We start from the raw sequence: 20,722 nt of genomic DNA on the forward strand, positions 1-20,722 counted from the left end.
CTATTCGCCCATGACGGACGTGACCCAGAGCACTACGCCGGAACCGACGCTGCGCCGGGTCATGGGACCCAAGCTGCTGCTGTTCTTCGTGGTCGGCGACATCATCGGGACCGGCGTGTACGCGCTCACCGGGCAGGTCGCCGGACGCGTCGGCGGGGCGTTGTGGCTGCCGTTCCTGCTGGCGTTCGTAGTGGCGTTCATGACCGCGTTCAGCTACCTCGAACTGGTCGGCAAATACCCGCGCGCGGCGGGTGCGGCGCTGTACACGAACAAGGCGTTCGGCGTGCCGTTCCTGACCTTCATGGTCGCGTTCGCGGTGATGTGCTCGGGGATCACGTCGGCGTCGTCGGCCGCGGTCGCCTTCGGTGCGACGTACCTCGCGGCCTTCGTGAAGCTGCCGACCGTGCTGGTCGGCATCCTGTTCGTGATCATGCTGGCGCTGGTCAACTTCCGCGGTGTCGGCGAATCGGTGAAGGCCAATGTGGTCCTCACCTGCATCGAACTGGCCGGGCTGCTGATCATCATCGGCGTCGGCGTGTGGGCGGTGCTGAACGGCGACGGCGAACCGTCCCGGCTGGTCGAGATCAACACCGCGGACAAGACCTGGCTGGTCGCCATCACCTCGGCGACGTCGCTGGCGTTCTTCGCGATGGTCGGCTTCGAGGACTCGGTGAACATGGCCGAGGAGTGCCATGACCCGGTCCGCATCTTCCCGCGCGCGATGCTGTGGGGCATGGTCGTGGCCGCGACGATCTACGTGCTGGTGTCGGTGACGTCCTCGCTGCTCGTCCCGGCGGGCGACCTGGCCGCGGCCAAGAGCGACGCGCTGCTCAAGGTCCTCGACGTTGGCGCACCCGGCTTCCCGCGCGAGGTGTTCTCCGCGATCGGCCTCTTCGCGGTGATCAACTCGGCGCTGATCAACATGCTGATGGCCAGCCGGTTGCTGTACGGGCTCGCGAACGAACGCGTGCTGCCACCGGCGTTCGGCCGCGTGCATCCGACACGGCGTACGCCGTGGGTGTCGATCATCTTCACCAGCGTGATCGCGATCGGCCTGGTGTCCTTTGTGGACATCAGTGCGCTAGGCGGGACGACGGCGTTGCTGCTGCTCGTGGTCTTCGCCATCGTCAACATCGCGCTGCTGGTGCTGCGGCGGGACAAGGTGGCGCACAAGCATTTCCGCGCGCCGACGGTGATTCCGGTGCTGGCCGCGATCTTCTGCCTGTACCTGGTCAGCCCGCTGTCCGGCCGTCCGGCGCAGGACTACCGCGTGGCCGGAATCCTGCTTGCCGTTGGCGTCCTGCTGTGGCTGGTGAACTCGCTGGTGAAACGAGGGCTGGACCGGCGCGCTAATGGTGACTCATCGCCGCCTCGAGCCACCACGAGCTGAAACCGGCGATCTTGGCATCGACGACCAGCGGACGGTCGAGCCCGGCGGCGACGCGGGTGGCCACTTCGGCGAGGCCTTCCTTGCCGCGCACGGTGACCGCGTCGCAGCCGTAACCGCGGGCGATCGCGGCGATGTCGGTGTCCGGGAAACGCACCGTGTCGGCCGGGTGTCCGTCGGGTTCGAAGTGGTACACCTCGGCGCCGTACGCGTGGTCGTTGTACACCACGATCAGCATCGGCAGCTTCAGCCGTACCACGGTTTCCAGCTCGGCAATGCTCATCAGGAACCCGCCGTCGCCGCAGGCCGCGACCGGGAACCGGTCCGGCCGGGCGAGCGCCGCGCCGACCGCGGTGGCCAGCCCGAGCCCGATCGACTGGAACGCCTGGGTGAAGCAGAACCCGTTCTCGTCGGGGACGTCGAGGTACATCGCCGGGTACCCCATGAAGTTGCCGGAATCGACGCCGACGACGCGGTTGGCCGGGATGATGTCGTCGAGAGCGGCGGACAGCGTGCGCGGGTCGATCACCTCGGCGGTACCCGCGTCCTCGTAAGTGTTGCTACGCCAGCGGATTTCCTGCGTGATGCGTTCCTTGACGGCGTCGCTGCGGTATCCGGCATGCGTTTCGAGACGGGTGGTGACGGCTGCCGCGGTACCCCCGACATCGCCGACGATCCCGCGCGTGATCGGTCGGTTTCGGCCCAGTGCTGCGGCTTCGAGGTCGACCTGCACCAATGTCGTGTCCGGAGTGAGGAGGGTTCCGTGGGCAGTGGTCCAGTCGTTGAGGGCGGAACCCCAGCCGACCACGACGTCCGCGCCGCGAATCAGTTCCGCCGTGAGCGGCGAGGAGAAGCCGCCGGACACCCCGATCGACCAGGGCTCACCGGTGAACAGTCCTTTTGCGACGGCTCCCTCGGCGAGCAGGGCACCGCAACGATTGGCCAGCGCCACCAACTCTTTCCGCGCTGACCGGGATCCGCGTCCACAAAGGAATACCGGCCGCTCCGCCTTCTGCAGAATTGACGCGAGTGCCTCGACGTCCTCTTCGGACGCTCGTGGATACGGCAACGGCTCGATTTCGGTAAGCTCGTCGAGAAGCCGTTCGTCGATGAGTCCGCTTTGGACTTCGAGCGGGAGTCGCAAAAGGACGGTCCGCCGATCGCGGCGCGCCTGAATGAACGCGCGCCGGACGTCGGCCAATGCGGATTCCGGTGAGCGCACCAGAATGCTCAACGCGCCGACCGACCGGGCAAGCGCGTCCTGGTCGATGTGGAAGTTGGACAACGGATCCGTCACCTCGCCGGTGACGACCACCAACGGCGTCCGGCTCTTCGCCGCTTCGCCGAGCCCGGTCGTGGCGTTGGCCAGCCCGCAGCCCTGATGCACTGACACGACCGCGACTTCGCCGCTGCACCGCGCGTAAGCGTCCGCCATCGTGGTGGCCCCGCCCTCGTGCCGGGCCGCGACGAATTCGGCGCCGCCCTGTACGAGTCCGTTGGTGAAGTGGAAATTCCCGCTCCCCACCACACCGAATGCCCTCCGGACGCCGAACCGCGCCAGCGCAATCCCGACGGCTTGCGCGACATTCACGACGGCACCACCGCGAGCACCCGCGCCGGGCTGCCGGTTCCGCCGACGATCGGCAGCGGGCACACCACGACGAGCGCGCCGGACGCTGGCAGCGAGCCGAGGTTCTGCAGGGAGGTGATGCCGTACTTGTCCGCGCCGAGCAGATGGTGATGCGCGGGCATCGGCGGGTCGAGCGAGAACCCGTTACCTGCGTCGATGCCGACGGTTTCCACGCCATACCCGGCAATCGGCGTCTCCTCGGCGAGCCAGCGCGCCGCGGCCGACGACATACCGGGCGTGTGGCTGACGCCGTCGGTGGTGTTGAGGAACGCGTCGCGGTCCTGGGCGTAGCGGTCCCAGCCGGAGTGCACCAGCAGCCAGCCACCGGCGCGCAGCGGCCCGTGCGTGGACTCCCACGCGCGGATGTCGTCGATCTCCAGCAGGAAATCCGGGTCGTCGGCCACCCGCGCCGAGATGTCGAGGACGTGCGCGGGCCCGATCAGCCTGCCGACCGGCAGCTGCGAGACGTCGTCGCCGTCGCGATTGGAGATCCAGTGCCGCGGCGCGTCGAGGTGGGTGCCGATGTGCTCGCCGGTGTGGATGTTGTTGTGCCGCCACAACGGTCCGGAATCGTCGAACTCGCTCACGTGCTCGAGGCTGAAGTCGATGAGGTTCGCGAACGGCTCGGGCAGCTGCAGGGTGGGGGTGTCGGCGCTGAGCCGGTTGGTGAGGTCGACGACCCGCAGCCGGCCGTCGGCGAGGTGGGTCAGTAGCTGGTCGACGGCGGTTTCGGCGGAGGTGGTCATCGAGTCCCTCTCTATCGCGGGTCCTTGACGGTCGTTGACAGGACGTTAGGTCGGATCTACCGTACCGTGTTCAATGGCACTGATGGAATAGTCAATCGAGGCGGGGTGCAGGTGGCGGTGGCAGACTCTCGGCCGGAGGTGCTTGGTGAGCGGATTCGCCAGATCAGGACGGCGAAATCGCTCTCCATTCGCGAACTTGCCGAACGTGCCGAGGTGTCCACCGGATTGATCAGCCAGGTTGAACGCGGGATCACTGAACCCAGCCTGCAGACCACGCGTGCGCTGGCCAAAGCCCTGCAGACCCCGCTGTTCGACCTCTTCGCCGAGCCGGACCGGGCCGAGGTGGCCGTGGTCCGCAAGGCGCGACGGCTGCGGCAGCAGTCGCCGCACGGGGAGATCTCGTACGAACGCGTGTCTCCCGGTTCGGGGCGGCTGGAGCTGCTCGAAGGCACGCTCAAGCCGGGTGGCGTGTCGTCCGAGGAACCGTGGACGCATCCGTCGGAGGAATGCGTCGTCGTCACCGAAGGCGAGCTCGTGGTCGAGGTGGACGGCGCCGAACATCGGCTGTCCGCGGGCGATTCATGTTACTTCGACTCCCGGCTGCCGCATCGATATCGCAACGACGGGACGGGTCCCGTCACGTTTTTCGCCGCCATCACCCCACCCAGCTACTGAACGGAGCGTCGTGACCGACCCAGCCGCCTTCCGGACCCACTTTCCCGCCTTCGCCGACTCGGTGCACCTCGCAAGCTGCAGCCAGGGCGCCCTTTCGGACGCGCTGACCGCGGAGCTCTTCGAGTTCCAGCACACGATCCGCGAGCACGGGGCGCCGTGGGACCGGTGGATGGTGAAGATCGCCGAGGCCCGCGCGTTGTTCGCGCGGCTGATCGGTGCGGGCGAGGACGACATCGCGGTGGTGCCGTCGGCGTCGGAGGGCGCGTACCAGGTCGCGTCCACACAGGTGTGGGACGAGCGGCCCGGGCTGGTCACGACCGACCTGGAGTTCCCGTCGATCGCGCACAACTGGCTTGCGCAGCAAGGGCGTGGCGCGGAGGTACGGTTCGTCGCGCACCACGACGGGTTGGTCGATGCCGAGGATTATCTTGCGGTGATCGGGCCGGATACGCAGCTGGTGTCCGTTCCGTTGGTCAGCTACGCCAACGGGCTGCGGTTCCCCGCGCGTGAAATTGTGAAGCTGGCCAAGGAAAATGGTGCGCGGACCTTTGTGGACGCGTATCAGGGTCTCGGCGTGGAACCCGTTGACGTCACCGAACTCGGCTGCGATTACCTCGTCAGCGGCAGCTTGAAGTACCTGCTCGGCATTTCCGGCATTGCTTTCCTGTACGTGCGACCGGGGTTGCGCGATGCCGTTTCCCCGCCGCTCACCGGCTGGTTCGGCCGCACGAATCCGTTCGAATTCGACCCCCGCAATCTCGAATACCCCGAGCACGCCCGCCGGTTCGAGAGCGGAACGCCGTCGGTTCCGTCGGCGTACGGCGCGGTGGCGGGGCTGACGCTGTTGCACCGCCTGGACGCACATCGGGTACGCGAGCATGTCGAAGGGCTCACCGGACAGTTGCAGCAACGGCTTCTCGAAGCAGGAGAACGGCTTTGGTCGCCGCTCGAAGACGTCCGGCGTGGTCCGCTGGTGGCCATGTTCGATCGTGATCCCGATGCGCTGGCGGCATTTCTCGCCGAGCGGCGGATTGTGTGCAGTGCCCGCGGCGATGTGCTGCGGATGTCTTTCCATTACTACAACGAGGATTCCGACCTCGACGCCGTCGTCCGGGCGATCGCCGAGTACCGCGCGAGCCATTAGGAGCAGATATGCCGGAGTTGCAACGCAGGTTGCGCAGCAGACAGCTCACGATGATCGGAATCGGCGGGGCCATCGGCACCGGCCTTTTCCTCGGGTCGAGCCTGGCCATTTCCCATGCGGGACCGGCCGTTGTGCTCGCTTACGTCCTTTGTGGACTGGTCGCGCTCGTGATTTCGTGGGCACTCGCGGAAATGGTCGTCGTGCATCCGGCGGCGGGTGCGTTCGGTGCGATTGCGCACAAGTATCTCGGTGCGGGTAGCGGGTTCGTGGTGCGCTGGGCGTACTGGGCCATGCAGGTGATCGCGATCGGCGGGGAGACGATTGCGGCGGGCGTATACGTCCAGTTCTGGTGGCCGCAGATTCCGCTGTGGCTTCCGGTGGCGGTGTTCTCGCTGCTGGTGATCGTGGTCAATGCCGCGGCCGTGCACATTTTCGGGGAGTTCGAGTACTTGTTCGCGATGATCAAGGTCTGCGCGATTCTGGTGTTCGTCGCACTCGGGCTGGTGCTGGTGTTCTTCGGGCTTCCGCACACCCCCGCGGCGGGGGTCTCGAATCTCACGGTGAGTGGCGGATTCTTGCCGAATGGCATGTCCGGTCTGTTTCTGGCCATGGTTTTCGTGCTGTTCAGCTACATCGGCACCGAGGTGGTTTCGGTGACCGCAGCCGAGTCCGAGAATCCGACCCGCGACATTCCCCGCGCGGCCCGGGCAATGGTGATCCGGCTGGCCATTTTCTACGTCGCGGCCATGCTCGTGGTCGTGCTCGTGGTGCCGTGGACGGTGACCGGCGAGGGCGGCTCGATCACCGCGAGCCCGTTCGTCCGCGTATTCCAAGCGGCCGGGGTACCCGCGGCCGCAACGGTGATGAACTTCGTGGTCCTCACGGCTGCGCTGTCGAGTGCGAACACGAACCTCTATCTCACCACCCGGATGCTGCATTCCCTTGCCGAGCACCGATTCGCCCCATCGTGGACGGGACGGTTGACGAAAGCCGGAGTACCGCGTAACGCGCTCGTGCTGTCCACCGCCGGGCTGGTGATTGCGACGATCCTTTCGAAGAACTCCGATTCCAACGCCTACCTGGTGTTGTTCGGCATTTCGATTTTCGCCGCACTCGTGGTGTGGATCATCATTCTCGTGACCCACCTGGCATTCCGGATCCGCCGCCGCCGCGCCGGGTTACCCGCGTCCCCGGTGCAGTTGTGGGGCGCACCGGTGGTGAACGTGGTAGTGATTGCTTTCCTTGCCACAGTACTGGTCTCGACGTTCTGGATCGAAGGGCTCGACCCGGCGTGGAAGTTCGGTGTCCCGTTCTTCGTGCTGCTCGTGGCGGCTTACCTGGTGCTGCGAATGACCGGGCGCAGCAAGCACGCCCGCGAGACCGAACTCGAGGATTCGACGGTGGAGCAGAATGTCTAGCGGCGCAACGCTTGGAACTCCGTCTGGCTGTGCGCGCTGAACACGGTGACCTCGTCGGGGTGGTCGCGGGCCAGCGTGCGCAGCCGGGCGAGGTTGGTGCGGCGGGTGCGGCCGTCCATCTGGTTCAGCACTTCGAACGCGCGCATCCCCGGCGGGCAGTGCGGGTGTACCGGGGCGACCTCGCCGTGGAAGAAGTACGCGTCACCGGCGTGCAGCAGCCAGCCGTCGCCGGTGTCCACCGCGACGCCCGCGTGGCCGTGCGTGTGCCCGGGCAGCGGGACCAGCAGGATCTCCGGCGGCAGGCCGCGCAGCGGTCGTACTGCCTCGAACCCGAACCAGGTCTCCCCGGCCTCGTCGTAGGTGCTCCACAGTGGACTGTGCGCGAACTGTACGGCCCGATACCGCGCTTTTTCCTGGTAGTTCTTGGGGTTTGCGGCGGCCCGTCGTTCGGTGGTGCGGACGTGCACGGTGGCGTCCGGGAAGTCGGCGAGGCCACCGGCGTGGTCGACGTCGAGGTGGGTCATCACGATGTGCCGTACGTCGGCGGGATCGTGGCCCAGCGCGCGGATCTGCGCCACCGCGGTCTCTTCCTCCGCGGGGCGGCCGCCCACCATGGTCAGGAACGGCCCGCCGAGCCAGCGCCGCGGTTCGGTGACCCCGCGGGTCCCGAAGCCGGTGTCGACCAGCACGAGCGCGTTGGCGGTCTCGACGAGCAGGCAGTGCGCGACGATCTCGCTCCGGCGCAGCAAGCCGGGGCGGCCGTCGAGCAGCCTGCCGCCGGGCGGGTGCATCGTGCCGCAGTTGAAGTGGTGCACCTTCATGCGCTGTTCCTCTCGCCGGACCGGCCGCAGCTCGACCATAGTCAATTCCGCCGGGTTTGCGCGGTCCAAGTGAGGGCGGCGCCGGTGGTGACGATGAGGGCGATTCCGGCGATGGCCGGTCCGGAGAGGGGATCGCCGAGGAAGAGTGCCCCGATCACGGCTCCGACGACCGGGGCGAGGGCGAAAAGCGTGGCGACGATGCGTGCGGAGGCCATCCGGATGGCGAGGAAGTCGAGCGCGTACGGAAGAGCGACCCCCAGGAGCCCGGAGAGGGCGACGACCCAGTCTCCGCGGGCGAGCTGTGGTGCGGCGGTCAGGGAGAAGGGCAGGAGCAGCAGCGACGCCACCGAAACCGACAGGGCCACCGGTTTCAGCCCTGGCTCGGCGTGTCCCAGCCGTTGTGCGGACACGGTGTAAAGCGCGAGCGCAGCTGCCGAAATGGCCCCGAACAGCAGGCCGGACCAGGTGATCTGGCCTTCGGTACGGGCGAGCAGGAGCACCCCGGCGAGACCGGCGAGCGGGAAGACGATCTCCCACCGCCGTTTGATCATGGCTGCTGCGACGGCGAAGGGGCCGAGGAACAACAGCGTGGCGGCAACACCCAGGGGAAGACGCGCGACTGCCTGGTAGAACGCGAGGTTCATGGCTGCCATCGCCACGCCGTAAAGGACGATCTGTGCCCATTGCCGCGGCGTTCGTCCCCGGAGCTCGGGTCGGGCAAGCAGCAGGAGCGCGCCAGCACCGACGAGCTGCCGGAGCCCGACGGTGCCGGTTATCCCGGCGGTGGCGAACAAGGCCGAGGTGAGTGCGGCGGTCCCCTGGATACCGGTGCAGGAGGCGATGACCAGCACGCTGGCGATCCCGGGCCGCTGGTCACGGCTGTGCACGACGCTGCCGGTAGCTCCGGGATTTGTGCTGGGCCCCGCAGATCGTCATCGAGCACCATTTGCCGGTGCGAGGGCGGGAAGTGTCGTAGAAGAACCACTGGCAGCCCGGGTTCGCGCACGCCTTCAGCCGTTCCCAATGGCCGAGCAGGGACGCGGAATAGACCGCGGCGACCAGCGCGCCGGCCTGCCCCCACAACCCGTCGCGGGTTCCGGCCAGGACGAGCGCGTTGCCGTCGGCGCGCAGGTGCAGCGGGATGTCCGGAATTCGCGTCGCGGCCGCCTCCTCGCTGGGGATCTTCAGCGCGCGCAACGCGGTACGAAGCTCACGCAGCCGACGCAGATCCCGGGCAGGCAAAGGGGCACCGGCAGGCAATATTTCCAGGCGCTGCAACGCTTCGCGGGCATTCTCGGGTGAAGCGAGTTCGTCGTAGCCGTGGTACCGGTTCAGCGTGTTCAGGAACCGGCGCACCTGCTCCAGGCCCTCGGGGGCGGCGGGGGATGGATCGGGGACAAGCTTCACGTCACCACTATAGCCGATTAAATGGTGACCAGCGGCTGGCGGTGCGGCGCCGGTAATCTCGGCGGCATGGCGAACCCCACCGGAGAGCAGTTCGAGATCACCCGCGGCAACGCGCGCGCCGTCGTCACCGAGATCGGTGCCGGTCTGCGTGCGTTCGAGGTCGGCGGGGTGCCGTACGTCGAAACGTTCGCCGAGGACGAGAAGCCACCCAAGGGCCTCGGCCAGGTGCTGCTGCCGTGGCCGAACCGGACCAAGGCCGGGCAGTGGGAGTTCGACGGCGAGGAGCAGCAGCTGGAAATCACCGAGGAAGCGCGCGGCAACGCCATCCACGGCCTCGTCCGGCGCCGCGAATGGGAACTGCTCGAGCACGCCGAATCGTCGATCACGCTCGCGGTGGACGTCGAGGTGCAGCCCGGGTGGCCGGTCCCGCTGCGCGCCACGATCACGTACGACCTGCAGCCGCGCGAACTCGTGGTCACGCACGAGATCCGCAACGAGGGAGACCAGCCGATCGGCGTCGGCGTGGGCACGCACCCGTACTTCCGCATCGGCGACGCACCCACCGACGAGCTCAGGCTCACCTTGCCGGCCGCGCGCGTGCGCCCGTACGAGGGCGACCAGCAGATGCCGTATGCGGACGAACAGGACGTCGAGGGCACCGAGTACGACTTCCGCAAGGGCAAGCTGCTCGCCGGTGTCGATCTGGACACCGCTTTCGGCGCCCTGGACCTCGACGCCGACGGCACCCACCACCACGTGCTCTCCCACGGCGACCGCCACCTGGTGGTCTGGACCGGCCCGGACTTCCGGTGGGTACAGGTGTTCACGCCCGACGACCTCGTCGGCCGCGGTCGCGCGGTGGCGATCGAGCCGATGACCTGCCCGGCGGATGCGCTGAACACCCGCACGGACCTCGTCGAGCTGGAACCGGCGACGTCGTGGTCGGGCAGCTGGGGAATCCGGGTCCCGTGACGCCGGAACAGCTGACGGCGGCCGCGGCAGGCGAGCTGTTGACCTTGCAGCAGGCCGCGTATATCACCGAAGCGCGGGCGCACCGCAACTTCGACCTGCCCCCGCTGATGGACACGCTCGACCACATCCGCGCGGCCTTCGCCGACCCAGCCATCACGATATGGGGCATTCGCGACGGCGGCCGTCTGGTGGCGAGCGTGCGCATGTGGGTGGACGGCTCGATCGGCGAGGTCCGCCGTCTGGTGGTAGCGCCGGACCGCCAGGGCGAGGGCCTCGGGACCACGCTGCTGCTGGCCGTTGAGGAAGCGACGGCACCGGAAGTGACCACGTTCCGCCTGTGCACCGGAGAACGCTCGGCGGGGCCGCTGTATCTGTACGGAAAGCTCGGTTATCGGGAGACGCACCGGTCCCCGGAAGCCGACTATCACCTCGTACACCTCGAAAAACCCCGGGTGCGCATTACCGGGTGAGTTCGTTAGCGTGTCGAACTATGGCTTACAAGGCGATTGTCGGGGGCTATGTGGTCCCCGTCGGTGCCGCCCCGATCGAGGGCGGCACCGTGCTCATCGAAGACGGCCGGATCACCGAGGTCGGCACTGAGGCCGACGTCGACGTCCCGGAGGACGCCGAACTGGTGGACGGGTCCGGCAGCTGGGTCCTGCCGGGCTTCCTCGACGCGCACGCGCACCTCGGCGTGCACGAGGACGGCGAAGGCTGGTCGGGCAACGACACCAACGAAATGACCGACCCGAACGGCGCCCGGTTCCGCGCGGTCGACGGGATCGACCCGTACGAACCGGGTTTCGACGACGCACTGTCCGGCGGCGTGACGAGCGTGGTGATCAAACCGGGGTCGGGCAATCCGATCGGCGGCCAGACGATCGGCGTGAAGACGTGGGGCCGCTCGATCCTGGACATGACGTTCGCCGAGCAGGTGAGCGTGAAAAGTGCGCTGGGGGAGAATCCGAAAAGAATCTATGGGGAGAAAAAGGTTACACCGTCCACCAGATTGGGCGTGGCCGCGATTCTGCGCGAAGCATTCACCACGGCGCGCAACTACCAGGCGAAGCGCGACCACACGCTCGGCGAGGGCAAGCCGTTCGAGGTGGACCTGACCAACGAAACGCTGGTGAAGGTCCTCGACGGCGAGCTGTACTGGGACCAGCACGTACACCGCGCCGACGACATGGTGACGGCCATCCGGCTGGCCGACGAGTTCGGCTACCGGCTGGTGATCAACCACGGCACCGAAGGCCACCTGATCGCCGACTTGCTGGCTGAACGCGACGTGCCGGTGATCCTCGGCCCGCTGTTCACCACGAAGTCGAAGGTGGAACTGCGCAATCGCTCCCTGCGCTCGGCGGGCATCCTGGCGCGGGCCGGGGTGAAGCTGGCGTTGACCACGGACCACCCGGTGGTGCCGATCAACTTCCTGGTGTACCAGGCCGCCCTCGCGGTGAAGGACGGCCTCGACCCGGAGACGGCGCTGAAGGCACTGACCCTGCACCCGGCGCAGATGCTCGGCCTCGACGACCGGATCGGCGCACTGGCCCCCGGCCTGGACGCGGACGTGGTGCTGTGGTCGGGCGACCCACTGGACGTGATGAACCGCGCCATGCGGGTGTTCGTGCGGGGCCGCGAGGTGTACCACTTCGACGAGTCCACCGGCGAGGGCGTACCGCTGGACCGCCGCTATCGCGAAAGCCGCTGACCTGGGTTGCTCGATTGGGGCGCGATGCCTCAATCGAGCAACACGGTGAGGTCGATCTCTGCGGGAAACGGCTCCGTGGTGCGGAAGGTCCCGGTGACGGCCGGGGCGTCCTGGTACCCGAGTTCCCCGGCCTGGTGGCAGGCGACCAGGGAGACGGGGTCGCTCAGGTCGAGGATCCAGTAGAAGGGGATTCCGGCGTCGGCGTATTCGTCGTGTTTGGTGACGTAGTCGGTGCGCTTCGAACCAGGTGACACGATCTCGACCACGAGCAGGATTTCAGTCGCTCGCAGCAATCCGCCCTGTTCGCGACGGCGCGCGAGTTCCGCCTTGCTGGTGACCAGTAGGTCTGGACGGCGGGAAAAGCCCGGGCTGCCTTCTGGTGCCAACGCGAGGTCGACGTCTGTCTCCGCCACCGCTTTGAACCCCTCTGGGAGGTGCGGCCGCAGCTGGTACGCGAACTCCAGCATCGCGAGGCCGTGATCCGGTCTCGGACTGGGTGACATCATCAAGCGGCCCTCCACGAGCTCGGTGAAGCCGGAGTCGGTTTCACCGAGGGCCGCGTATTCCTCGATCGACAGGAGGTGGTCCGGGATCTCCCACGGGAACTCACCGCGCGTCGGCTCGGGAAGGGCTGTCACAGCGTCTCCTCACGTCACCGGCATTGTCTCACGCCTGCCGCAAGACCGTCAGTGATCATATCGACACATTTGGTGACACTGTGTAGGCGGGTCAGGCCTCCTTCAGGGAGCGCGCGATCACCATCCGCTGGATCTGGTTCGTCCCCTCGAAGATCTGGGGCACCTTCGCCTCCCGCAGGTACCTCTCCACCGGGAAGTCCCTCGTGTACCCGGCCCCGCCAAGCACCTGGACTGCGTCCGTCGTCACCTTCATTGCGCCGTCCGTCGCCACCAGTTTTGCGATTGACGACTGCCGCTGGAAGTCCAGGCCGCGGTCGCGGCGGCGGGCGGCGTCCAGGTACGTCGCGCGGGACGACTCGACCGTTGCGGCCATGTCGGCCAGCAGGAATTCCATGCCCTGGAAGTCGGCGATTGCGCGGCCGAACTGGGTGCGGCTCTTCGCATAGGCGACGGCCTCGTCCAGCGCTGCCTGTGCCAGGCCGACCGCGCACGCGGCAATCCCCAGCCGTCCGGAACTCAGGGACGACAGTGCGATCCGCATGCCCGCGCCCTCGTCGCCGATCAGGCGGTCGGCTGGGACTCGGGCGTCGTCGAACAGCATCTGTGCCGTCGGGGAGCCGGTGAGGCCCATCTTCCGTTCCCGGGGGGCCGCCGTCAGGCCCGGCGTCGACGCGTCGACCAGCAGGCACGACACGCTGTCCTCGCTCGTGCGGACCATCGTCGTGTAGAAGTCCGCGACCCCGGCGTGGGTGATCCACGCCTTCGCGCCGTTGACCACGTACTCGTCACCCGACCGGCGTGCGCGCGTAGACAGCGCTGCCGCGTCCGAGCCTGCGTGGCTTTCCGACAGTGCGTACGCGCCCAGCAGCGAGCCGCCCAGCATGTCCGGCAGCCATCGATCCTGCTGTTCCTCCGTGCCGTAGTGCGCGAGCGCGTAGCACGACATCGTGTGCACCGACAGCCCAACGCCGACGCTCATCCACGCGGCGGCGATCTCCTCCAGCGCCTGCAGGTACACCTCGTACGGCAGCTCGGCGCCGCCCCAGCGTTCCGGGTACGGGAGCCCCAGCAGACCGGACTTGCCCATCAGCGTGAACAGGTCCCGAGGGAACTCCTCGGCCTCCTCACCTGCCGCCGCGCGCGGTTTCAGCTCGTCACGGGCGATTTCGGTGACGAGGGTGAGCAGGTCTTCCGCCTCCGGGGTGGGCAGCAGACGGTGGACGGACATGGTCTTCCTCCCAGGCGAGCTGTACTGAAAACAGTACTGACGGCCGTTTGAGAGTACAGTATGCGGAGCGCGGCTGTCCCCTGCTCGTAGGAGATAGTGGCGTGATGTCCACCCCCGCAGTCCGTCGCCGTCCGACCGCGCGGCAGCAGGCGCTGCTGCGCGACCTCGAGGCGTTGTTCCTGGCGGAGGGCTTCGCAGGCTTCACCCTCGACGATCTGGCCGCCCGGCTCCGCTGCTCGAAATCCACGCTTTACGCGCTCGCGCCGAGCAAGGAACAGCTCGCGGTGAAGGTGGTCGCGCATTTCTTCCGTGGGGCCGCTGAGCGCATCGAAAAGCGGATCGAGGGCATCGAGGACGCCCGGGAACTGATCGGCGAGTACCTGGACGGTGTTTCCGATCACCTCAACCGCGCGTCGCCGGTGTTCATGGCCGACATCGCCGCCTTTCCGCCCGCCCGCGACACCTACCAGCTCAACAGCCGCGTGGCCGCGCGCCGGATCCGCGCGTTCATCGACAAAGGCGTGGCCGACGGCGTATTCCGCGACGTGCATGCCCGGCTCATCGCCGAAATGACCGGACTTATCGTCGAAGGCATTCAGACCGGCGTACTCGGCCGGCGTACCGACGTTTCCGACGCCGAGGCCTTCACCGCACTCGGCGAACTCCTCCTCGGCGGGCTCCTCAAGGACTGACCTGTCCGTTCGCGGACAGAATTGTCATCGCCGGTTCCTCTACACTCGCCGCGTGATCGTGGTGGGTGGAGAGGCGCTCGTCGACCTCGTACCGGGTGAACCGTTGGATTCCACTGTGGACGGTGGGCTGCGTGCGCTGCTGCCCCGCCTCGGTGGTGGTCCGTACAACGTCGCGCTAGCCGCGGCCCGGCTCGGCGTACCGGCGTCGTTCCTGTCGCGGGTTTCCACTGACCGGTTCGGAGTAGCGCTCGTGGACCGGCTCGCCGCTTCGGGGGTGGACACCGCCTTGCTGCAGCGCGGAAACGAACCGTCGACGCTCGCGGTGGTCGCCCTCGACGAACGCGGTACCGCGCAGTACACCTTTTACGTCGAGGGAACCGCCGATCGGCTGGTTTCCGATCCGGGTCCGCTGCCGGACGAAACCACCGCGCTGTCGCTCGGCACGCTCGGCATGGTGCTGGAGCCGGGCGTGAGCGCGTACGAGCAGGTGCTCCGCCGCGAATCCGCGCGCGGCACGCTCACCGTGCTCGACCCCAACATCCGTGCGGCGCTGATCACCGACCCCGCGGCCTACCGTGCGCGGTTCGCGTCCTGGCTGCCGGATGTCCGGTTGCTGAAGATCTCCGATGACGATGTCGCATGGCTTGCCGAGGGGGCCGACCCGGTGTCCGCCGCGAAATCCTGGGTCGAGTCCGGTGTGGACGCAGTGGTGCTCACGCGCGGTGCCGAGGGACTGTCCGTGGTCACTGCGCAAGGTGAGCTGGCCCACGTCCCTTCCCGCAAGGTCGAGGTAGTGGACACCATCGGCGCGGGCGACACCGTGCAGGGTGCGCTGCTGGCGTGGTTGCACGAACAGGCAGTACGCGATCTTGCCGCGCTCGACGCCGCGGCGTGGACCGAAGCGCTCGCCTTTGCGGCGAAAGCGGCCTCGATCACCGTGTCCCGAAGCGGGGCCGAGCCGCCGACTGCCGCGGACATGGCGGCCACCGTGTGAACCTGGTCCCAATGGGGCCTTTCGGGGCAACGCAGCGAGTGCGCACCCACCCACCCTTCGACTAGCGTAGTAGTGAATTCATTCCCCAGCGGGGCGGTGTGCAGCGAGGCGCGTGTTTCCTCGCGTGAACACGTGGCTACTGCGGAACCCGTAGGCGCCGCCGCTCCGTGCCAACGTGAGAGGGACCTGCATGTCCGACGCGACGAATGCGGGGCAGGCCGGCGGCGAAACCGCGACACTGCGCCTGCCGAGTGGCGAGCACGAGTTCAAGGTGGTCCAGCCGGTCGAGGGCGCGCCGGGGATCGAACTGGGAAAGCTGCTGGCGTCGACGGGGTACATCACCTACGACCCCGGGTTCGTCAACACCGGAGCCGCGTCGTCGGCCATCACCTACATCGACGGTGATGCGGGCATCCTGCGCTATCGCGGGTACCCGATCGAGCAGCTGGCCGAGAAATCCACCTTCATCGAGGTGTCCTACCTGCTGATCTACGGTGAGCTGCCCACCGAGACCCAGCTCGCCGACTTCACCGAGAAGATCCAGCGGCACACGCTGCTGCACGAGGACCTGAAGGCGTTCTTCTCCGGTTTCCCGCGCGATGCGCACCCGATGCCGGTGCTGTCCAGTGCCGTTTCCGCGCTGTCCACGTTCTACCAGGACTCGCTGAACCCGTTCGACGAGCCGAACGTCGAGCTGTCCACCATCCGCCTGCTGGCGAAGGTGCCCACGCTCGCCGCGTACGCCTACAAGAAGTCCATCGGGCAGCCACTGCTGTACCCGGACAACTCGCTGGGCCTGGTGGAGAACTTCCTGCGGATGACGTTCGGCTTCCCGGCCGAGCCGTACGAGGTCGACCCGGACGTCGCGAAGGCGCTCGACCTGCTGTTCATCCTGCACGCGGACCACGAGCAGAACTGCTCCACGTCCACCGTGCGGCTCGTGGGCTCGTCCGAGGCGAACCTGTTCGCCAGCATTTCGGCGGGCATCAACGCGCTGTTCGGCCCGCTGCACGGCGGCGCGAACTCGGCGGTGCTGGAGATGCTCGAGGGCATCCGCGCCGACGGCGGTGACGTGGCGACGTTCGTCAACCGCGTGAAGAACAAGGAAAAGGGTGTCAAGCTCATGGGCTTCGGGCACCGGGTCTACAAGAACTACGACCCGCGCGCGAAGATCATCAAGAACACCGCCGACGACATCCTCGGCAAGCTGAAGGGCGGCGACCAGCTGCTCGAGATCGCGAAGAAGCTCGAGGAAACCGCCCTTTCCGACGACTACTTCGTCGAGCGCAAGCTGTACCCGAACGTCGATTTCTACACCGGGCTCATCTACCGCGCGCTCGGTTTCCCCACGAAGTTCTTCACCGTGCTGTTCGCGCTCGGCCGGCTGCCCGGCTGGATCGCGCACTGGCGCGAGATGATCAACGACCCGCAGACCAAGATCGGGCGCCCGCGCCAGATCTACACCGGGCACGCCACCCGGGACTACACGCCGATCTCGGAGCGCTGAGGATTCTCGCTCGAACGCCCCGTCGTGCCGCGGCACGACGGGGCGTTTATCGTTGTCCGGTATGACGATGGAAGCACCGGTCGTGCTGTGGTTCCGCCGGGACCTCCGGCTGCGGGACCACGCTGCGCTGCTCACTGCTTCGAAGCACAGCAAGCATGTCCTGGCGTTGTACGTGCTGGACGACCGGTTGCTGAAGCCCGCCGGTGCACCGAGGACGGCTTTTCTCCTGGCTTCGCTGCGGGAATTGGACCAGGCATTGTCCGGACGACTGTTGGTGCGGCACGGCGATCCGGTGCAGGAGGTCGTGGCCGCGGCGCGGGAGATCGGTGCGGCTGCGGTGCATGTCACGGCGGATACCGTGCCTTATGGTCGTACGCGCGATGATGCGGTGGCGAAAGCCTTGGCAGCGCACGGGATCGAGTGGGTGCCGACCGGGTCTCCGTACGCGGTGACGCCGGGGCGGGTGACGAAGCCGGACGGGACCCCGTATCGCGTGTTCACGCCGTTCCATCGGGCGTGGACCCGGCACGGATGGCCGCGTCCGGCCGAAACCGATGTGTCCCTTGTGGACTGGGTCAAGCCAGGCAGCTCGCTCCACCTGCCCGCTGCCGACGACGTACCGTTGCCTCCGGCTGGGGAGGAGACCGCGCTGGACGCTTGGCAAGCGTTTCTCGCCGACGGGATCGCGGATTACGCGGCGGCGCGCGATCGGCCGGATCATGCTGGTACGACAAGACTTTCCCCGTACCTGCGATGGGGCGCCATCCATCCGCGCACGATGCTCGCCGATCTGGCGGGGAACTCGTCCGAAGGTGCGCAGGCTCTGCGGGCGGAGTTGTGCTGGCGGGAATTCCACGCCGACGTGCTGTGGCATCGCCCGGAAACTGCGCGGGAGAATTACGACCGGCGCTTCGACCGGATGCGGTACGACACCGGGAAAACCGCGCAGGAAATGTTCCGGCAGTGGTGCGGGGGGCGCACCGGGTACCCGATCGTCGACGCCGGAATGCGGCAGCTGCTCGCCGAAAGCTGGATGCACAACCGGGTCCGGATGATCGTGGCGAGTTTCCTGGTCAAAGACCTGCATTTGCCGTGGTGGTGGGGCGCCCGGCACTTCATGCGGCATCTCGTGGACGGGGATCTGGCGTCGAACCAGCTGAACTGGCAGTGGGTTGCGGGGTGCGGCACCGACGCGGCGCCGTATTTCCGGATCTTCAATCCCACCACGCAGGGGCAGAAATTCGACCCGCAGGGTGACTACGTCCGCCGGTATGTGCCGGAATTGCGCGACATTCCCGGCAAAGCGGTGCACACGCTCAAGGAACGTCCGGCGGACTATCCCGCGCCACTGGTCGACCACGCCGAGGAACGGCAGGTGGCGTTGCAGCGGTACGGTGCGATCACCGGGTCCTGAGCACGCTGTTGCGGTACCCCCGCGTGCCCGCCCAGGTGACCACGGCGACGGTCGCGGCGGTGAGCACCAGTGCTGTCACCACTTCCCATGACTCCGCAGTCCCGAGCCGTGCGGGCAGGAGAATCGGTGACAGCAAAGGGAACAGCGACAGAATACGGATTGCCGCCCCGTGCGGTGCTTGGACCAGCAGGACGAGGCCCGTGACCGACCCGATGACCAGCGCGAGCGGTGCGAGTACCGCCGCCTGCCGGGACACGACGTACAGTATTGCGTAGAGCGGGAATCCCAGCAGGTACCACACCAAACCCCAGGCCGCCGCACCGAGGGCGAGGCCGGTCAGCGACAGCACCCCGGACACGAGACCCGCGATCAGGCCGACCACGCCGAGGATGGCGAGCTGGATCAGCCCGACGAGTCCGAGGCCGATCACCTTGCCCAGCAACAGGGAGGTCGGCCGGACGATGGCGAGCATGGTCTCCACCACGCGGCTGGACTTCTCCTCGGCCACTCCCCGTGCGACCAGCATGCCGTACGTGGTGGCGCTGAGGTACAGCAGAATCGCGACCACGATCCCGGCCGCGAGTTTGGCTCCGGCCTCGGGGTCGGCCGGCTCGAGCGGCGACACCTCGGCGTGCGCGGCTGCCACGGCCTCATGCACGGTGCCGGGGTCGAGGTTGGCGGAGGACAACTGAGCGTCGAGTACCTGCTGCTGCACAATCGTGTCAAGGGTGGCACGCAGTTTCGGGTCCAAAGTGGACTTCACGGTGACCCGCAGCCGGGAGGCACTGCCGGATACAAGCGCGTCGACGTCGCCATCGCGGACTTGGGTCAGACCGTCCGGTTCGGACAGTACGCGCACGACCTCGACGTTGTGCAGTTGCCCGGCGATCCCCTGCGCCTGCCCGGTGAGCGCGACCCTGGTCGTGGCCTGGTCGCCGATCACGAGCGCCTGCAGGAGGACGTAACCCAGTAGCAGCAAGAGGAGTACGGCGGTACTGACCACAAAGGACCGAGAGCGGAGCCGGGTGTTGAGCTCCCGTTTCGCCACCAGCCGTACCGCACGGACAGGGGTCATCGTGGTCCCTCCGGCGTGGCGACAGCGTCGTGAAACAGCTCGGACAACGTGCGTCGGCGGTGGCTGAACTCGGTGACCGGCCCGGTGGCCAGCGCCGCGGCGAGCACGGCTTGGTCGTCCGCACTCGGGGACAGTTCCAGCACCGTAGTGGCACCATGGCCTTCCAACACCCGCGCGCCAGGAACCGTTGCCGCCCAACCGGGACGCGCTCCTGGTGCGGTGACCACCAGGCGTCGCGCGGCATCGCGAGTCAGTTCGTCCACTGTGCCTACGGCGACCATCCGGCCGTCCCGGATGATTCCGACGCGGTCACACAGCCGTTCCACGAGATCGAGCTGGTGACTGGAAAACAGCACCGAAGCCCCGGCGGATGCCTTCTCCCGCAACACTTTGCTCAGCACATCCACGACCAGCGGGTCGAGACCGGAGAACGGTTCGTCGAGCACCAGCACGGCAGGATTGTGCACCAGCGCGGCGGCGAGCTGCACCCGTTGCCGGTTGCCGAGGCTGAGCTTCTGGGCCGCTTCCGTGCGCCACGGCCCGAGCCCGAACCGCGCGACCCACAGCTCGGCCGCGCCATACGCCTCGTTCGTGCTGAGCCCATGCAGCTCCGCGAGGTACACGAGCTGGTCGAACACCTTCATCCTCGGGTAGAGACCACGTTCCTCAGGCAGGTACCCGATCTGCGCGCGGGTCTCGTCCGTCACCGGGCGGCCGTCGAGACGGACCTCGCCGGAGTCGGCCGCGAGCACCCCGAGGGCGATCCGCATCGTGGTGGTCTTGCCGGCGCCGGAGCTGCCGACGAGCCCGAAAACCTCGCCCGGACGCACCGCGAAACTCACGCCGTCGAGCGCGGTTTTCGCCCCGAACGCCTTGCTGACCCGGTCGATCTCCAGCATCACGCATCCCCCTCCCGATAGACCTGGGTGGACAGCGGCGCGAACGGCTCGCGGCCGAACACCGCCTCCACCGGCAGGTCGAACACCGCGCAAATGCGCAACGCCAGATCGAGACTCGGGTAGTGGTCCCCGCGTTCCAGGGCGCCGATGGTCTGCGGGTTCACCTCGACCGCCGCGGCCAGCTCCGCGCGGCTCATCCGCCGCTCCGCCCGCAACACTGCAAGACGGTTGTGAATCGGCAGCTCTTTCCCCCGCCGCACTGGACTCATGCACCGTACTGTTGCAAAAACCCAACGAACCAGCAAGTCGACCCGGTCCACACCACCCCAATGTGGCATTGGGTGCATCTGACGCAACCAATGTG

Annotated in this window: 21 protein-coding genes; 11 read left to right on the top strand and 10 right to left on the bottom strand. The window is 67.5% G+C overall.

Annotation, left to right across the window (positions count from 1 at the left end; all coding sequences use genetic code 11):
- Positions 1 to 10: 10 nt before the first annotated feature.
- Positions 11 to 1,390 (top strand): APC family permease, encoded by a 1,380-nt coding sequence (locus OO71_RS42430; protein ID WP_033295748.1) that lies wholly within the window; start codon positions 11 to 13, stop codon positions 1,388 to 1,390.
- On the opposite strand, the gene OO71_RS42435 is transcribed toward OO71_RS42430, so the two are convergent.
- Positions 1,350 to 2,978: a thiamine pyrophosphate-binding protein gene (locus OO71_RS42435; protein ID WP_033295749.1), complete on the bottom strand. Its 1,629-nt coding sequence runs from the start codon at positions 2,976 to 2,978 to the stop codon at positions 1,350 to 1,352. The two genes, OO71_RS42430 and OO71_RS42435, sit on opposite strands and share 41 nt — an antisense overlap.
- Positions 2,975 to 3,763, bottom strand: coding sequence for a cyclase family protein (locus OO71_RS42440; protein ID WP_051793053.1), 789 nt, complete (start codon positions 3,761 to 3,763; stop codon positions 2,975 to 2,977). Before OO71_RS42440 ends, OO71_RS42435 begins: the two co-directional genes overlap by 4 nt.
- A 117-nt stretch (positions 3,764 to 3,880) precedes the next feature.
- Between OO71_RS42440 and OO71_RS42445 the strand changes: the two genes are divergently transcribed.
- The 3 genes from OO71_RS42445 to OO71_RS42455 are packed head-to-tail and all read left to right on the top strand — an operon-like array spanning position 3,881 to position 7,000.
- A complete protein-coding gene (locus tag OO71_RS42445; protein ID WP_245633959.1) occupies positions 3,881 to 4,438 on the top strand; it encodes a helix-turn-helix domain-containing protein in 558 nt (185 codons plus the stop codon).
- 10 nt (positions 4,439 to 4,448) lie between these two features.
- Entirely contained in the window at positions 4,449 to 5,582 is a 1,134-nt protein-coding gene (locus OO71_RS42450) for an aminotransferase class V-fold PLP-dependent enzyme (protein ID WP_033295750.1), read from the top strand.
- An 8-nt stretch (positions 5,583 to 5,590) separates the two neighbouring features.
- Positions 5,591 to 7,000: an amino acid permease gene (locus OO71_RS42455; protein ID WP_033295751.1), complete on the top strand. Its 1,410-nt coding sequence runs from the start codon at positions 5,591 to 5,593 to the stop codon at positions 6,998 to 7,000.
- Here OO71_RS42455 and OO71_RS42460 read toward each other — a convergent pair.
- Genes OO71_RS42460 through OO71_RS51110 form a run of 3 tightly spaced genes read right to left on the bottom strand, consistent with a single transcriptional unit; the run spans position 6,997 to position 9,228 of the window.
- Entirely contained in the window at positions 6,997 to 7,821 is an 825-nt protein-coding gene (locus tag OO71_RS42460; protein WP_033295805.1) for an MBL fold metallo-hydrolase, read from the bottom strand. The two genes, OO71_RS42455 and OO71_RS42460, sit on opposite strands and share 4 nt — an antisense overlap.
- 41 nt (positions 7,822 to 7,862) lie before the next feature.
- Entirely contained in the window at positions 7,863 to 8,708 is an 846-nt protein-coding gene (locus OO71_RS42465) for an EamA family transporter (protein ID WP_033295752.1), read from the bottom strand.
- On the bottom strand, positions 8,695 to 9,228 hold the full coding sequence (locus OO71_RS51110) for a CGNR zinc finger domain-containing protein (RefSeq protein WP_162186177.1): 534 nt from the start codon (positions 9,226 to 9,228) through the stop codon (positions 8,695 to 8,697). The genes OO71_RS42465 and OO71_RS51110 overlap by 14 nt, the downstream gene beginning before the upstream one ends.
- Positions 9,229 to 9,294: 66 nt before the next feature.
- On the opposite strand from OO71_RS51110, the gene OO71_RS42475 reads away from it, so the two are divergent.
- Genes OO71_RS42475 through OO71_RS42485 form a run of 3 tightly spaced genes read left to right on the top strand, consistent with a single transcriptional unit; the run spans position 9,295 to position 11,911 of the window.
- Positions 9,295 to 10,200 carry an aldose 1-epimerase family protein gene (locus tag OO71_RS42475; RefSeq protein WP_033295807.1) on the top strand — a complete coding sequence of 302 codons (906 nt, stop codon included), beginning with the start codon at positions 9,295 to 9,297 and terminating at the stop codon, positions 10,198 to 10,200.
- Positions 10,167 to 10,670, top strand: coding sequence for a GNAT family N-acetyltransferase (locus OO71_RS42480; RefSeq protein ID WP_033295753.1), 504 nt, complete (start codon positions 10,167 to 10,169; stop codon positions 10,668 to 10,670). The genes OO71_RS42475 and OO71_RS42480 overlap by 34 nt, the downstream gene beginning before the upstream one ends.
- A gap of 20 nt (positions 10,671 to 10,690) precedes the next feature.
- A complete protein-coding gene (locus OO71_RS42485; RefSeq protein WP_033295754.1) occupies positions 10,691 to 11,911 on the top strand; it encodes an amidohydrolase in 1,221 nt (406 codons plus the stop codon).
- A gap of 29 nt (positions 11,912 to 11,940) precedes the next feature.
- Here OO71_RS42485 and OO71_RS42490 read toward each other — a convergent pair whose 3' ends face one another.
- Positions 11,941 to 12,549 (bottom strand): Uma2 family endonuclease, encoded by a 609-nt coding sequence (locus OO71_RS42490; RefSeq protein WP_033295755.1) that lies wholly within the window; start codon positions 12,547 to 12,549, stop codon positions 11,941 to 11,943.
- 91 nt (positions 12,550 to 12,640) lie between these two features.
- A complete protein-coding gene (locus OO71_RS42495) occupies positions 12,641 to 13,777 on the bottom strand; it encodes an acyl-CoA dehydrogenase family protein (protein WP_033295756.1) in 1,137 nt (378 codons plus the stop codon).
- A 104-nt stretch (positions 13,778 to 13,881) separates the two neighbouring features.
- Between OO71_RS42495 and OO71_RS42500 the strand changes: the two genes are divergently transcribed.
- From OO71_RS42500 to OO71_RS42515, 4 genes are all read left to right on the top strand, one after another.
- Entirely contained in the window at positions 13,882 to 14,469 is a 588-nt protein-coding gene (locus tag OO71_RS42500; protein WP_033295808.1) for a TetR/AcrR family transcriptional regulator, read from the top strand.
- 52 nt (positions 14,470 to 14,521) lie between these two features.
- Complete coding sequence (locus OO71_RS42505; protein WP_033295757.1) at positions 14,522 to 15,463, top strand: carbohydrate kinase family protein; 942 nt, start codon at positions 14,522 to 14,524, stop codon at positions 15,461 to 15,463.
- A gap of 190 nt (positions 15,464 to 15,653) precedes the next feature.
- Positions 15,654 to 16,970: a citrate synthase gene (locus OO71_RS42510; RefSeq protein ID WP_051793058.1), complete on the top strand. Its 1,317-nt coding sequence runs from the start codon at positions 15,654 to 15,656 to the stop codon at positions 16,968 to 16,970.
- A 61-nt stretch (positions 16,971 to 17,031) separates the two neighbouring features.
- Positions 17,032 to 18,384, top strand: coding sequence for a cryptochrome/photolyase family protein (locus OO71_RS42515; RefSeq protein ID WP_033295758.1), 1,353 nt, complete (start codon positions 17,032 to 17,034; stop codon positions 18,382 to 18,384).
- On the opposite strand, the gene OO71_RS42520 is transcribed toward OO71_RS42515, so the two are convergent.
- From OO71_RS42520 to OO71_RS42530, 3 genes are read right to left on the bottom strand one after another with little or no spacing between them, the layout of a single operon-like run.
- Entirely contained in the window at positions 18,371 to 19,459 is a 1,089-nt protein-coding gene (locus tag OO71_RS42520) for an ABC transporter permease (RefSeq protein WP_033295759.1), read from the bottom strand. The two genes, OO71_RS42515 and OO71_RS42520, sit on opposite strands and share 14 nt — an antisense overlap.
- A complete protein-coding gene (locus OO71_RS42525) occupies positions 19,456 to 20,358 on the bottom strand; it encodes an ABC transporter ATP-binding protein (protein WP_033295760.1) in 903 nt (300 codons plus the stop codon). The genes OO71_RS42520 and OO71_RS42525 overlap by 4 nt, the downstream gene beginning before the upstream one ends.
- A complete protein-coding gene (locus OO71_RS42530) occupies positions 20,358 to 20,627 on the bottom strand; it encodes a helix-turn-helix transcriptional regulator (RefSeq protein ID WP_033295761.1) in 270 nt (89 codons plus the stop codon). The genes OO71_RS42525 and OO71_RS42530 overlap by 1 nt, the downstream gene beginning before the upstream one ends.
- Positions 20,628 to 20,722: the final 95 nt, after the last annotated feature.

The sequence above is a fragment of the Amycolatopsis jejuensis genome, from assembly GCF_000717335.1.
GTDB lineage: Bacteria > Actinomycetota > Actinomycetes > Mycobacteriales > Pseudonocardiaceae > Amycolatopsis > Amycolatopsis jejuensis.